A 13,799-nucleotide genomic window follows, 5' to 3' on the forward strand; every position below is an offset into this window, starting at 1 on the left:
CTAGAATAAAGGCCCTCTCCTGCCGCCCCTCCCCGCCGCGATGAACAAACTGACTTCCCTCTACCAGCGCAGCCTGCAGAACGGCGTGCTGTTCGCCGTGCTGTCCGCCACCGGTTTCAGCCTCAAGGCGGTCTTCGTGAAGCTGTGCTATGCCGCCGCCCCGGTGGACGCCGTTACCGTCCTGGCCATCCGCATGGGCCTGGCGCTGCCGCTGTTCCTCTGGCTGGTGTGGCTGAGCAAGGGGCCGCGGCTGTCGGGGGCCGATGGCCTGCGCATCCTGCTGCTCGGGCTGGTCGGCTATTACCTCTCCAGCCTGTTCGACTTCTTTGGCCTGCAGTACATCAGCGCCGGCCTGGAGCGGCTGATCCTCTTCACTTACCCGACGCTGGTCCTGCTGCTGCAGATGGCCCTGACGCGCAAGCGGCCGGGCCTGCGCACCCTGGCTGCCATGGGCCTGTGCTACCTCGGCCTGGGCGTTGCCCTGGTGCACGACATCAAGGTGCAGAGCAGCGACGGGCAGATCCTGCTGGGCGCCCTCTGGGTGTTCGCCAGCGCCGTGACCTACGCGCTGTATTACGTGGGCACGTCGGCGGTGGTGGGGCGCATCGGCTCGATGCGGCTGTCGGGGCTGGCCGGCGCCGCCTCGGCGGTGATGGTGCTGATTCACTACGCCGTGAGCGCCGACGTGCACCAGTTGGCCACGCTGCCGAACGCGGTGTGGATGCACGGCGCGCTGATGGCGCTGTTCTCCACCGTGTTGCCGATCTACTGGATGGCGCTGGCCATCCAGCGCATGGGCGCGACCCACGCAGCTGCGTTCGGCAACCTCGGGCCGGTGCTGACCGTGTTCGCTTCCTGGGCGCTGCTCAACGAGGCGATTTCGCTGTACCAGATCGCGGGGTTGGCGCTGGTGCTGTTCGGTGTGTCGCGGTTGTCTTCGGCCAAGGCCGCGCCGGCGAAGGTCACGCCACAACGGAGCCCCGAGCCCGCCGATTGAGGGAACGGCGCCGCAGGCAAGGGGGCCTCGCCCGCTTTCGGCTGACGCCTCGCAGACGTCCTCTTGGTAGTCGGCGTAAGCCGCCATCGGCTCGGGAGGCCGCTTGACTCAAGCCCCTGCCAATGCGGCGAGGTCGCTGCCGAGCAGCAGCTCCATGAAGGCCACCGACGCCGCGCTGTGATAGTTGTTCCTGCGCCGCAGCACAGCCGCCCCGCGCTTCGGCGCCGCCACTTCCAGTGGAATCTTGCGCAGGGCCCGCTCGCCGGTGGCGATGGCCTCCGGAAGCAGGGTGGCCATGGCGGTGTGCCGGACGACTTCCAGCAGCGTGCTCACCGAGTTCACCTCTATCGCCACCTTGGGCGCGATCCGCGACTCGACGAAGTATTCGTCGATGCGCGCGCGGGTGATGTATTCCGGCGTCAGCAGCGCGAATTCCAGCTGCGCCACCTGCTCGGCGCTCAGGACAGCCTGGCTGTCGTATAGCGGGTGGGCCTTGCCCACCATCAGCCCCAGGGTTTCGGTGAATGCCGGGATCGACTCGATGTCGGCACTCCTCACCCCATCGAAGGCAATCGCCAGGTCCAGCGAATCGTCCGCCAGGCCGGTTTCGATCTCGGACATCGGCAGCTCGAAGAGCTCCAGGTGGATGTTCGGGTAGCGCGCCAGGTAGTGGCGCACCAGCGGCCCGACCAGATACGCCATGAAGGTCGGGGTCATGGCCAGGCGCAGGGTGCCGCGGGACAAGTCCTTCACGTCATGCAGCGCGCGCCTGCCCGCCTCCAGTTCCACCAGCACCCGCCGCGCACATTCGATGTACGCCTGGCCCGCATCGGTCGGCTTGACCGTGCGCGAAGTTCGGTCGAACAGGGTGACGCCGAGGGTCTCTTCCAGCTGCCGGATCTGCTGCGACAGCGTCGGCTGGGAGACGTGCAGCGCTTCGGCGGCGCGGGTAAAGCCGCCGTTGTCGGCAACGGCCAGCAGGTAACGCAGATGTCGCAGCAGCATGGGATCACCATCTATAGGCAGTACTTATGCAACGCATTGTATATCAGTCTTGGACGCTATCGATCATCCGGGAGGAAGATGGCCTCACACCGAAACACACACCCACAGCAACAGGAAAAACACCATGCAACAGTCCCACGCCTACAACGATGCAAGCCTGGCCCTGACCACCCAGATCCTCGATGCCAAAGCGCGCAAGAACCTGTCCTGGCAGGACCTGGCCGACGGCACCGGCCTTGGCCTGGCCTATGTCACCGCCGCCCTGCTCGGCCAGCACCCGCTGCCGCAGAGCGCCGCCGAAGTCATCGGCGACAAGCTCGAGCTGGACGCCGACGCCGTGGCCCGCCTGCAGATCATCCCGCTGCGCGGCAGCCTCTCGGGCGTGCCGACCGACCCGACCATCTACCGCTTCTACGAGATGATCCAGATCTACGGCACCACCCTGAAGGCGCTGGTCCACGAGCAGTTCGGCGACGGCATCATCAGCGCCATCAACTTCAAGCTTGGCCTGCAGAAGGTCGAGGACCCGGAAGGCGGCTCCCGCGCCGTGATCACCCTGGACGGCAAGTTCCTGCCCCTGCGTCCCTTCTGACGACAGCCGGCCCGCACTCGCGTGCGGGCCCTACCCCCCGAAACCGCTGCCCCTCACCAATGCGCCCTGGAGGACGCCCCATGAAAAAAATTCTGTTCGCCGCCGCCTTGTGCGCCGGCATCGCCGCCCAGGCCCAAGCCGCCGATGAAGCCGTGCCCTACCGCTACGGCATGGACCTGGACATCGCCCATCTCGTGAGCGTCACCCCTATCGCCGACGTGTGCGGCGTGGTGCCCGCCCAGATGACCTACCTGGACTCCGAAGGCACCACCCATACCGTGAACTACATGGTCTTCGGCACCGGCTGCGCCGGTTGAACGCCCCTTTTCAGCACCCTGAGGAAAACCCCATGAAAGCGCTCATCGATGGATTCCTGAAGTTCCGCAAGGAAGCCTTCCCGCAACGCACCAAGCTGTTCAAGCACCTGGCCACCACGCAAAACCCGGGCACCCTGTTCATCACCTGCTCCGACAGCCGCGTAGTGCCGGAACTGCTGACCCAGCAGGAGCCTGGCGAGCTGTTCGTGATCCGCAATGCGGGCAACATCGTGCCCTCCTACAGCCCGCATCCGGGTGGCGTCTCGGCCACCGTCGAATACGCCGTCGCCGTGCTGGGCGTGACCGACATCGTGATCTGCGGCCACTCGGACTGCGGCGCCATGACAGCGGTGGCCCAGTGCAAATGCATGAACCACCTGCCCGCCGTGGGCGGCTGGCTGCAGCACGCCGAGTCGGCGAAGGTCATCAACGAATCGCACTCGCATGCCAGCGAGTCGGCGAAAGTCGCCTCGATGGTCCGTGAAAACGTGATCGCACAACTGGCGAACATCCAGACGCATCCGAGCGTGCGCCTGGCCCTGGAGAAAGGCCTGCTGAACCTGCATGGCTGGGTGTACGACATCGAGACCGGCTCGATCGACGCACTCGACACCAGCAGCCGTACCTTCGTCCCGCTGGCAGAGCACCCGAACACTCGCGCGCTCTTCGGCAACACGGTGGCGGCTGCGTGAAACCCAGCGCAGCGAACGGCAAAGGGGACGGATTCAAGCAGGCGCTCTCGTCCTGACGACCAAGGCACCGTCGGCGCCGCAAGATCCGTCCCCCCAGCCCTCCCTTCGGGGCAGCCAAGCCCCTCGCGCAGCCCTGCCGAGGGAACAGCTTCAAGCCCTGCGCCAGCGGCACCGCTCGGGCACGCCTTCCGAACCTGCAGTTCAGCGAGCCAGCGAACGCCGGGTCGTTTGTATCCCACTGTGTCCTCGGCCCGTTTCGACACCTGGGCATTAGAGCGCGCCCCTTCGCGACACCCCGCAGATACCTCGCCGGCATTCAATGAGCCCCATCAGGACATCGACGCACGGCAAGGCCCAGTGCTCTTCGACGGCGTACGACCCTGGTCCGATTGGTTTGCATGAATGCCCACTCCCACGCTCGAGGATCACCGCCATGAACAAGCTGAACACCCTGCTGACCGCCATCGCCTTCTCCCTGGCCGGTGTGGCCGTACACGCCAACGCTGCCCAGACGAACTGCTCGAACGGCAATGCCTGCTTCCAGTCGACGCCTGTGGCCGGCAAGAGCGGAGCTGCGCAGCTGGCCGAAGACGGCTACGGCCGCACCCCGCTGGGCATGCAGCAGAACCCATCCCTGGCCGAGAACGGCTCGGCACGGACTCCGCTGGGCCAGCAACTGCAGGAGCAACAGAAGGTGGCCGAGGACGGCTCCAGCCGCACCCCGCGGGGCCTGCAGCAGAACCAGACGCTGGCAGAGAACGGTTCCGCCCGGACGCCGCTGGGCATGCAGCTGGAAGGGAACCAGGAGCCTGGTGTTGCCTGATCGGCTGGCAACCAGCCAATGCCGAACCGTCGTAGGGCGCATAACCGTTCGCGGTTATGCGCCGCTTCGCCTTGCGCATCGACAACGTCATGGTCGGGGCAGGCGATTTCAAAGCACCTGAGGCTACCGCGAGCAGACCGGCGGCGAAGGTCAAACGGCGCATAACCCGGAGGGTTATGCGCCCTACGTGTGGCTTAAGCGCGATGCCCGAACGACCTGCCTGCCCCGCTTCGGCAGCAGATGAGCGCCAGTGGCCGAGGGCCGAAACGCTCCTAGACTCCTTGAAGCGCCGGTGCTCATCGGCGCAACGGCCACCCGCCCCGACCAAAGGGAGTCCCATCGTGAGCAGATTCAACGGAACGCTCGTCGGCGTCATCTTCAGCAGCCTGCTGCTCGGCGCCTGTACCTCGCAAGTGACGGAGAAGGAACAGTATTCCGGCTTCCTGCCGGACTACTCGAAGCTCCAGGAGGCGACCTCGCCCAGCGGCCACCCGGTGATGCGCTGGATCGACCCGAGCTTCCAGCCGCGTACCTACAGCACTGTCGTGTTCGACTCGCTGCTGTTCTACCCCGCGCCCAAGCCGGACGAGCGGGTCAATCGCAAGACCCTGCAAGACCTGCAGCAATACGCCAGCGACTCCGCGAGGGAAACCATCGCGCTGCGCTACAAGGTGGTGCCCAACCGGCAGTCGATCCCCGCCGGGCAGCGCGCCATGCAAATGCGGGCGGCGATCACCGGCGTCAGCGCCTCCAACGAAGGCATGAAATGGTACGAGGTGGTCCCCATCGCCGCGGTGGTCGGCGCCACCGGGGCGGCCGCCGGGTATCGCGATCAGAACACCGAGCTTTATATCGAAGCCGCCATCAATGACGCCGCGACGGGCAAGCCCTTGGCCTACGTGGTGCGCAAAGTCTTCGGCAAGACCCTGGAAAACAACAAGGAGGAGATCACCGCCGACGACTTCAAGCAGGCGATCAAGGAAGTGAACAGCGACCTGAGCATCATGCTCAACCGGTAGCCGGCGCATGACACTTCGGCGCGCCACCCGCGCGCACAGACCAAGGAAGACCGGGCATGGGTAGCTTGTTCGACGCGCTCATGCTCGGAATCCTGGCGCTGCTGCCGCTGATCAATCCGCCGACGACGGTGGCGCTGTTTCTCGCCCTGTCCAGCGGGCTGAGCCGGGAAGAAAAGGACCGCCAGGCGCGGCTGACCGCCTTCTACGTGTTTCTCATCATGACGCTCACCTACTACATCGGTGAGTTCGTCATGGGCGTGTTCAGCATCTCCATCCCGGGCCTGCGCATCGCCGGCGGCGGCATCCTCTGCATCATCGGCGGGCGCATGCTCTTCCCCCAGCCGCGCCCGACCTCCCGCTCGGCGGAAGACGATGAACAGCGCACCAGCTTCGCCTTCATCCCGCTGGCCATGCCGAGCACCGCAGGCCCCGGCACCATCGCGATGATCATCAGCGCCTCGGCCAGCATCAAACACAACACGAACTTTCCGCCGTGGGTCCTGCTGACCGCGCCGCCGCTGATCTTCCTGCTGACCGCGCTGATCCTCTGGGGCTGCCTGCGCGCCTCGGACCTGATCATGAAGGCCACGGGCCAGTCGGGCATCGATGCCATCTCGCGGCTGATGGGCTTCCTGCTCGTCTGCATGGGCGTGCAGTTCGCCATCAACGGCGGCGTGGAGATCGTCCAGCGGATCATCGACAGCAACCTGCACAGGCTGCCGCAGCCGTAGTTTCGATGTAGCTCCAGGCCGCGCGGCTCGTGGCTTCAAAGAGGTTCGATCGCACCTACGCTTACTGTGTTTCGCTGGCCTCCGGGCATCCTCGACGGAGGAAGAACCGACCCCTCGGCATGACGCCCCACTGGAGGCATTCGATGGCACAGGAAGAACAAGAGAAACGCCGGCCGATACTCGCCCCCGTCGACCGGGTCACCGAAGCGGTCTTCGGCCTGTTGATGGCGATGACCTTCACCGGGACGCTGAGCATTGCCACCGCGGGCCAGGAAGAGGCACGCACCATGCTGATCGCCGCCTTCGGCTGCAACCTGGCGTGGGGCCTGGCCGATGCGTTCATGTACCTGCTGCGCACCTGGACGGACCGCTCGCACAACCGCTCCCTGCTGCTGAGCCTGCACAGCGGCATCGGCGCCGAGCAAGGCCAGGCGCTGATCGCCGACGCCCTGCCGCCACGGCTCGCCGAGGCGGCGCAACCGGCCAGCCTGGAGCAACTGCGCCAGGGCCTGCTGGCCCGTTCCGGCCCGCCCCCGCGGGCGCGGCTGGGGCTGGAGGACCTGCTGGGCGCGCTGGGCACCTTCCTGCTGGTGGTGCTGGCCACCTTCCCGGTGGTGATCCCGTTCCTGCTGACCGACAACGTGCCCCTGGCCGTGCGCAGTTCGAACATGGTCGCGCTGGTGATGTTCTTCCTCTTCGGCTGGATCCTGACCCGCTATGCCGGCGGCCGGCCCTGGCTGGGCGGCCTGGTCTTCGCCCTGCTGGCCACGGCCCTGATACTCGCCATCATCGCCCTGGGCGGCTGAAGCCGGGGCACCCACGCTCCCTGTCGGCGGGGCGCCTGGCGGGCGCAAGCTCGCCTATCGTGAATGAGAACAGTCGAGCGTCAGCGCGGCCTTCGTCCCGCTGCACGAAGGCCGCCATCCCTTTCGCCGGACAGGGCCAACAGGCGGGGCATGTCGCTGCGCCCGCCCTGCCGGATCGATCGCCAGGAGGATCAACCCCATGAGCACGGTTCACCTTCATCCCTCGCTGGACAACGGCATCCGCCCGGAACAGCCCGGCTTCAGTGGCGGCACGCTGCAGTGCCTGTGCGCGACCGACAAAGTGGAAGTCAAGGTCGCGGCCCAGACGCTGCACAACCACGCCTGCGGCTGCACCAAGTGCTGGAAGCCCGCCGGGGCGACCTTCGCGGTGATCGCCGTGGTGCCGCGCGACAAGGTCAGCGTGGTGGCCCACGGCGAGAAGCTGCACATCGTCGACGAGAGCGCCGTCATCCAGCGGCACGCCTGCCGCGCCTGCGGGGCGCACCTGTTCGGGCGCATCGAGAACAAGGACCACGCCTTCTACGGCCTGGATTTCGTCCACACCGAACTCTCGCCGCAACAAGGCTGGGCGGCGCCAGGCTTCGCCGCCTTCGTTTCCTCGGTGATCGAGAGCGGCACGCCGCCGTCGCAGATGGAAGCCATCCGCAAGCGCCTGCGCGAGCTGAGCCTGGAGCCCTACGACTGCCTGTCGCCGCCGCTGATGGATGCGCTGGCGACCCACGCCGCCAAGCAGAAAGGCACCTACCGCGAGGCCTGATTCACCCAGGCGTCATGAAAAAAGGGACAGAGGGCCCATGCCGCCTCTGTCCCTTTTCCGTTTGGGGCCGGCCGTGGTGCTGCTGCATGGCTTCGGCGACACCGGCGACATGTGGGCGCCGCTCGCCGCCGACCTGGCCAAGGACCACACCGTGGTGGTGCCGGGCGCCGGGCACTGGCTGATGGAAGAAGCGCCGGGGCCGACCATCAAGGCGATTCGCGACTTCCTGCCCAAGTGACGGCGGGCCGGCCTCTCTCCAGGCTCAGCCCAGCGTCGCCAGGCACTCGCGCGCGGCCTTGAGATCGGGTGTCGCGAAGCCTTCCTCGAAGCGAGCGTAGACGGATGCCAGCATCTCCCGCGCCGGCGCAACGAGGCCCTGGTCGCGCCAGAGCCGGGCCAGGGTGGTCGCGCAGCGCAGTTCCCAGGCGAGCGCGCCGCTTCGGCGGGCCAGCTCGAGCGCCCGCGACAACTGGGACTCGGCCTCGCCACCCTCGCTGCCTCGCTCGAGCAGCTGGCACGCCTCGATGCGCAGCCACTCCGGGGCACACCAGCCGGTGGCACTGCTGCCGGCCCGCTGCGACGCCAGCTCCTGGCTGCCACCGAGCGTCATGACGATGTCCCTCACCAGCCCGCTGGCCGGCGTCGTTGGCAAGGGCAGGCCCGTGCAACGCATCACCCCGGCATAGTGCTGCGCCCAGTCGGCGAACAGCGGGATGGAATGCCGCGAGGCAGCCTCGAACAACTGCCGCAGCCGGCTGGCGGCCTTTTCGTATTCGCCGTTGTAGTGGGCGATCACGCAGCCGGCGTTTTCCAGCAGCACGAGCAGCAGTGCGAAGGCGCGTCGCCCGAGGCGCAGCGGCCGGCCGTTCTCGACGATGGAGCAGGTCGCGGGATAGACCAGATAAGGGCCGAAACCCAGGGCGGGTTCGGCCGGCATCGATTGTTCTTTTCTCATGGTTCCTGGTTGTTCGTGCACGCGGGCAAGGCGCCGGCTTCAAGGTGGCAGGCTGCCTCGGGTGCAGCTCCGCGGAGCCGCCGATTCCGTTCTAGTGCAAAAAGGATGACGTTGCCGAGTGCAACCGCATAAAAATTAACAACGACTAACACGGCCGCTCGCTCAAGCCCACGCTAGAGCGCAATCCGCGCCGTTGAGCACCCACGATCATCCGCCCAACGGCCGCCCCATCCTCCCGGCACGGCATGACAACCCGCCTTCATGCACCGAAATGAAGCCGTCCGCCTTCGCCGCTGCCGCCGCTTAATGAGCATTAACCGGCATTAACTGGCTGCCTTGCCGACGCCCGCGAAAGATAGCGATACGTCCATTTCAGTGAGAGCAGCCATGCTCAGTCGGAGTATCGAGCGCAGCGCCGGGAGCGCGCCCACGCGCAAGCTCGCTTGCTGGCAGGAAGAACGGGCCCGCAGGCTCATCCTCGCGCACCTGGAAAGCGGCATCAGCGTCACCCTGCTGGCCGAGGCCTGCGCCCTTTCGCGCAGCGACTTCACGCGCAAGTTCAAGGCCAGTATCGGCCATTCGCCCCAGGAGTGGATGCGCCTGCAGCGGGTGGAAAAGGCCAAGCGCCTGCTGGCCGAGGCGACCTTGCCGCTGGCGGAGATCGGGCTGGAATGCGGCTTCTACGACCAGGCGCATTTCTGCCGCGTGTTCAACCGCCTGACCGGCCTGTCCCCCAGCGCCTGGCGCTGAGTGCGAACAGCTGAAAGATCAACGCCCGGGCGCTGCAAGCAGATGGCGGATCTGCACCGCCACCCCCTCTTCCTGGAAGCGCCGCGCGGCGGCCTCGATGGCCTGCTCGGCGCGGGTGACGCGGCCGTGGTGGCGCAGGTGCTCCAGCCAGGATTCGTCGAAGAAGAACTCCAGCCAGCGCGTCGGGTCCTCGCTGTCCTGCACCAGGCCCCAGGAGAACGCCCCGTTGCGCTGGCGCATGCGGCGCACGTCCTGCATGGCGGCGCGGAAGGCATCCTGCTGCTCGGCGGCGATGCGGTATTCCAGGGTCACCATCACCGGGCCACGCTCGCGGTCCAGCGCGGCATCAAGAAGCGGCGCCGGCCAGTGCAGTGAAGGTGCCAGGTCGTCGGCACGGCTGGCCGGCAGCGGGAAGCGCCAGCGCGCCAGCAGGCCGAGCAGCAGCACCAGGCCACCGCCGGAAAACGCCGCGGCCATCGACAGGTGGCTGGCCACCGCGCCCCAGGCCACGCCGCCCGCCGCCGAGCAACCGAAGAACACCAGGATGTACAGCGACAGCGCCCGTGCCCGCACCCAGGCCGGCACCGAGGTCTGTGCCGCCACCTGCAGGCTCGACAGCACGGCGATCCAGGCCGCGCCGCTGAGCAGCATCAGTGGCGCCAGCAGCAGGAATGAACGCAGATACGCCAGGCCGAACAGCACCCCGGCGTAAACCACGCTGGCCAACAGCACCAGGGTGTCGTTGCTACAGCGCGCGCGTAGCTTCGGCAGGCCGACGGCGCCGAGCACCGCCCCCACGCCGACGCAGCCGAGCAGGATGCCGTAGTCCAGCGGCGTGCCGCCCAGCTCGCGACGAACCAGCAGCGGCAGCAGCGCCATGCCGGCCGCCGCACCGAGGAAGAAGGCGGCTGTACGCACCAGCACCGCTTGCAGCGGGTGCGCGCTGCGGGCATAGCGCAGGCCGGCGCGCAGTGCGCCGAACAGCCGCTCGGCGGGCAGCACAGACTCGCTCGGCGTGCGCTTCCAGGCGAACAGCGCGCCTATCACTGCGAGGAAGGAAACGGCATTCAGGGCGAAGGTCAGCCAGGGGCCGCTCAGGCTCACCAGCACCCCGGCCAGCGCCGGGCCGAGCGCCCGCGCCACGTTGACGCCGAGGCTGGACAAGGCCACCGCCGCCGGCAGCTCGTCGCGGCTGACCAGCTCCGGCGCCAGGGCGGTCCAGGCCGGCATCATCAGCGCGGTGCCCAGGCCCATGGCGAAGGTCAGCGCCAGCAGCAGCGGCACGGTCATCCAGCCGGCCAGGGTCAGCAGCGCGAGCACCAGGGCCACCGCCGCCATCCACACCTGCACCGCCAGTAGGTAGCGGCGCTTGTCGACGATGTCGGCGAGCGCCCCCGCCGGCAGCGCCAGCAGGAACACCGGCAGGGCCCCGGCGACCTGCACCAGGGCCACCGACAGCGGGCTGGCCGACAGGCTGGTCATCAGCCAGCCGGCGCCCACTTCATGCATCCAGGTGCCGATGTTCGAGGCGATGCTGGCCAGCCACAGCCAGCGGAACACCTTCGCCTTCAGCGGTTGCCAGGGCGAGCTGGCCGGCGCTTTCGCCTCGTCCATCGCGGCCATGCTCAGAAGGCGAAGCAGGAGCAGCCGAAGGCGCCCCAGAAGCCGGCGAAGTCGCTCACCGGCACGTCCTTCGTGCGCGCCCGTTCATGGGAGTGGCCATGCACCGTGCAGGAGCCGACGCACTGGTGCACCGCCTTCTGCAGCGGCGCCTGCGGGCGCCAGTGCCCCGGCACCTTGACCACCGGCGACCAGTCCGGCACGACCGGCAGCACCGGCGGCGCCAGCTTGTCGAACGGGCCGGCGCCGTGGACCACCTTGCCGCCGACCACGGTCAGCACCGACTCGATGCCCTTGATCGCCTCTTCCTCGACGCTGAAGAAGTCTTCCGAGAGCGCCGCGAGGTCGGCCAGCTGGCCCACCTTGATCTGCCCCTTCTTGCCCTGCTCGCTGGAGAACCAGGCGCTGCCATGGGTGTACAGCTGCAGCGCCAGCTCGCGGGACAGGCCCTCGGGGTACAGGCTCAGGCCGCCCACGGTCTTGCCGCTGACCAGCCAGTACAGCGAGGTCCAGGGGTTGTAGCTGGAGACGCGGGTGGCGTCGCTGCCCGCCCCTACCGGCACGCCCTCGGCGAGCATGCGCTTGATCGGCGGCGTGGCTTCGGCGGCCTTGGCGCCGTAGCGGTCGACGAAGTACTCGCCCTGGAAGGCCATGCGGTCCTGGATCGCGATGCCGCCGCCCAGCGCACGCACGCGTTCGATGTTGTGCGGGGTGATGGTCTCGGCGTGGTCGAAGAACCACGGCAGGCCGTTGAACGGAATGTCGCGGTCGACCTTCTCGAACACGTCGAGCATGCGCGAGATGGATTCGTTGTAGGTGGCGTGCAGGCGGAACGGCCAGCGGTTGGCGACCAGGTGGCGGACCACCGGTTCCAGCTCGTCTTCCATGCTCGCCGGCAGGTCCGGGCGCGGTTCGAGGAAGTCCTCGAAGTCGGCGGCGGAGAACACCAGCATCTCGCCGGCGCCGTTGTGGCGGAAGTAGTCGGTGCCCTGGCCGTAGGTGACGGTGCGGGTCCAGTTCTGGAAGTCGGCGAGCTCTTCCTTGGGCTTCTGGGTGAACAGGTTGTAGGCGATGCGCACGGTCAGCTGGTCGGCGTCGGCCAGCTGCTGGATCACCTGGTAGTCATCGGGGTAGTTCTGGAAGCCGCCGCCGGCGTCGATCACGCTGGTCAGGCCGAGGCGGTTGAGCTCGCGCATGAACTGCCGGGTCGAGTTGACCTGGTACTCCAGCGGCAGCTTCGGCCCCTTGGCAAGGGTGGCGTAGAGGATCATCGCGTTGGGCCGCGCAATCAGCATGCCGGTGGGTTCGCCGTTGCTGTCGCGGACGATCTCGCCGCCGGGCGGGTTCGGCGTGTCCTTGGTGTAGCCGACCACGCGCAGGGCGGCGCGGTTGAGCAAGGCGCGGTCGTACAGGTGCAGGACGAACACCGGGGTGTCCGGCGCCGCCTTGTTCAGCTCCTCCAGGGTCGGCATGCGCCGCTCGGCGAACTGGAATTCGTTCCACCCGCCGACCACCCGCACCCACTGCGGCGTGGGCGTGCGCTGGGCCTGCAGGCGCAGCATGTCGAGGGCGTCGGCCAGCGAGGGCACGCCCTCCCAGCGCAGCTCCAGGTTGTAGTTGAGGCCGCCGCGGATCAGGTGCAGGTGCGAGTCGTTGAGGCCGGGAATCACGCAGCGCCGCTGCAGGTCGATGACCTGGGTGGCGGCGCCGCGCAGCGCCATGGCCTCGGCATCGCTGCCGACGGCGAGGAACTTGCCGTCCTTGATCGCCACGGCGGTGGCGCTGGGGTTCTCGCGATCCACCGTGTGGATGCGTCCGTTGTGCAGGATCAGGTCTGCCTGGTGCATGGCGCGTCTCCCAATCAGCGGGCCAGGAAGGCCAGCAGGTCTTCGTTGAGCTGTTGCGCGTGGGTCACGGCGAAGCCGTGCGGCGCGCCCGCGTATACCTTCAGCTGAGCACCGGGGATCATTTGCGCGGCCAGCTTGCCGGTGGTTTCGAAGGGCACGATCTGGTCGTCGTCGCCATGGATCACCAGGGTCGGCACGTCGATCTTCGCCATGTCGGCGCGGAAGTCGGTGCCGCCGAAGGCGGTCACGCAGTCGATGGTGCCCTTGATCGAAGCCAGCAGCGCGATGTTCAGGGTCTGGGTGAGCACGCCCTGGGACACCTTCTGGCCATGGTTGATGCCGTAGAAGGGGCTGGCGAAGTCGGCGATGAACTGCGCGCGGTCCTGGCGCAGGCCGGCGACGATGCCGTCGAACACAGCCGTGTCGACACCCTGCGGGTAGTCCGCCGCGCGGCCGAAGATCGGCGTCACCGCGCCGAGCAACACCAGGCCGGCCACGCGCGAGCTGCCGTGGCGGGCGATGTAGCGGCTGACGTCGCCGCCGCCCATGGAGAAGCCGACCAGGGTCACCTCGCGCAGGTCCAGGTGCTCGATCAGCTGGGCAATGTCGTCGGCGAAGGTGTCGTAGTCGTAGCCGTTCCACGGCTGGCTGGAACGGCCGAAGCCACGGCGGTCGAAGGCGATGGTGCGGTAGCCGCGGCTGCTCAGGTACTCCATCTGCACCTCCCACATGTCGCCGTCCAGCGGCCAGCCGTGGCTGAACAACACGGGCTTGCCGCTGCCCCAGTCCTTGAAATAGATCTCGCTGCCGTCACGGGTGAGGAATGTGCTCATGGGGAATCTCCGAGAGTGGGGAATGGACGTGAAT

Annotated in this window: 15 protein-coding genes and 1 pseudogene; 11 read left to right on the top strand and 5 right to left on the bottom strand. The window is 67.6% G+C overall.

Features of this window, described 5'->3' with window-relative positions:
- The first annotated feature begins 40 nt into the window (after positions 1-40).
- Positions 41-997: a DMT family transporter gene (locus PKB_RS21105; RefSeq protein WP_043254221.1), complete on the top strand. Its 957-nt coding sequence runs from the start codon at positions 41-43 to the stop codon at positions 995-997.
- 108 nt (positions 998-1,105) lie between these two features.
- Here PKB_RS21105 and cynR read toward each other — a convergent pair whose 3' ends face one another.
- The gene (cynR, locus tag PKB_RS21110; RefSeq protein ID WP_043254223.1) at positions 1,106-2,002 is read right to left on the bottom strand and encodes a transcriptional regulator CynR; all 897 of its coding nucleotides are present in this window, start codon (positions 2,000-2,002) and stop codon (positions 1,106-1,108) included.
- 124 nt (positions 2,003-2,126) lie between these two features.
- On the opposite strand from cynR, the gene cynS reads away from it, so the two are divergent.
- The 9 genes and pseudogenes from cynS to PKB_RS30420 form a co-directional block, all read left to right on the top strand.
- Entirely contained in the window at positions 2,127-2,594 is a 468-nt protein-coding gene (gene cynS, locus PKB_RS21115; RefSeq protein ID WP_043254224.1) for a cyanase, read from the top strand.
- 80 nt (positions 2,595-2,674) lie between these two features.
- Positions 2,675-2,911 carry a DUF2790 domain-containing protein gene (locus PKB_RS21120; protein WP_043254225.1) on the top strand — a complete coding sequence of 79 codons (237 nt, stop codon included), beginning with the start codon at positions 2,675-2,677 and terminating at the stop codon, positions 2,909-2,911.
- A gap of 32 nt (positions 2,912-2,943) precedes the next feature.
- Positions 2,944-3,603, top strand: a complete 660-nt coding sequence (locus tag PKB_RS21125; protein WP_043254228.1) for a carbonic anhydrase — start codon at positions 2,944-2,946, stop codon at positions 3,601-3,603.
- Between the two features lie 433 nt (positions 3,604-4,036).
- Positions 4,037-4,426 carry a hypothetical protein gene (locus tag PKB_RS21130; RefSeq protein WP_043254230.1) on the top strand — a complete coding sequence of 130 codons (390 nt, stop codon included), beginning with the start codon at positions 4,037-4,039 and terminating at the stop codon, positions 4,424-4,426.
- Positions 4,427-4,767: 341 nt separating this feature from the next.
- Positions 4,768-5,445 (top strand): DUF3313 domain-containing protein, encoded by a 678-nt coding sequence (locus tag PKB_RS21135; RefSeq protein WP_043254232.1) that lies wholly within the window; start codon positions 4,768-4,770, stop codon positions 5,443-5,445.
- Between the two features lie 56 nt (positions 5,446-5,501).
- Positions 5,502-6,176: a MarC family NAAT transporter gene (locus PKB_RS21140; protein ID WP_043254233.1), complete on the top strand. Its 675-nt coding sequence runs from the start codon at positions 5,502-5,504 to the stop codon at positions 6,174-6,176.
- Positions 6,177-6,319: 143 nt separating this feature from the next.
- Complete coding sequence (locus PKB_RS21145) at positions 6,320-6,982, top strand: VIT1/CCC1 transporter family protein (protein ID WP_043254235.1); 663 nt, start codon at positions 6,320-6,322, stop codon at positions 6,980-6,982.
- Positions 6,983-7,181: 199 nt separating this feature from the next.
- The gene (gfa, locus tag PKB_RS21150; protein WP_043254236.1) at positions 7,182-7,760 is read left to right on the top strand and encodes an S-(hydroxymethyl)glutathione synthase; all 579 of its coding nucleotides are present in this window, start codon (positions 7,182-7,184) and stop codon (positions 7,758-7,760) included.
- A gap of 64 nt (positions 7,761-7,824) precedes the next feature.
- Positions 7,825-7,923, top strand: a pseudogene (locus PKB_RS30420) (alpha/beta fold hydrolase); the annotation flags it as partial.
- Positions 7,924-8,022: 99 nt separating this feature from the next.
- Here the strand turns inward: PKB_RS30420 and PKB_RS21160 are convergent.
- Positions 8,023-8,715: a hypothetical protein gene (locus PKB_RS21160; protein WP_156958055.1), complete on the bottom strand. Its 693-nt coding sequence runs from the start codon at positions 8,713-8,715 to the stop codon at positions 8,023-8,025.
- A 387-nt stretch (positions 8,716-9,102) separates the two neighbouring features.
- Between PKB_RS21160 and PKB_RS21165 the strand changes: the two genes are divergently transcribed.
- Positions 9,103-9,465 carry a helix-turn-helix domain-containing protein gene (locus PKB_RS21165; RefSeq protein WP_043254241.1) on the top strand — a complete coding sequence of 121 codons (363 nt, stop codon included), beginning with the start codon at positions 9,103-9,105 and terminating at the stop codon, positions 9,463-9,465.
- 18 nt (positions 9,466-9,483) lie between these two features.
- Here PKB_RS21165 and PKB_RS21170 read toward each other — a convergent pair whose 3' ends face one another.
- The 3 genes from PKB_RS21170 to PKB_RS21180 are packed head-to-tail and all read right to left on the bottom strand — an operon-like array spanning position 9,484 to position 13,765.
- Positions 9,484-11,079 carry an MFS transporter gene (locus tag PKB_RS21170; RefSeq protein ID WP_043257602.1) on the bottom strand — a complete coding sequence of 532 codons (1,596 nt, stop codon included), beginning with the start codon at positions 11,077-11,079 and terminating at the stop codon, positions 9,484-9,486.
- 11 nt (positions 11,080-11,090) lie between these two features.
- Positions 11,091-12,932, bottom strand: coding sequence for an amidohydrolase (locus PKB_RS21175; RefSeq protein WP_043254243.1), 1,842 nt, complete (start codon positions 12,930-12,932; stop codon positions 11,091-11,093).
- A gap of 14 nt (positions 12,933-12,946) precedes the next feature.
- Positions 12,947-13,765, bottom strand: a complete 819-nt coding sequence (locus PKB_RS21180; protein ID WP_043254245.1) for an alpha/beta fold hydrolase — start codon at positions 13,763-13,765, stop codon at positions 12,947-12,949.
- Positions 13,766-13,799: the final 34 nt, after the last annotated feature.

The sequence above is a fragment of the Pseudomonas knackmussii B13 genome, assembly GCF_000689415.1.
GTDB lineage: Bacteria > Pseudomonadota > Gammaproteobacteria > Pseudomonadales > Pseudomonadaceae > Pseudomonas > Pseudomonas knackmussii.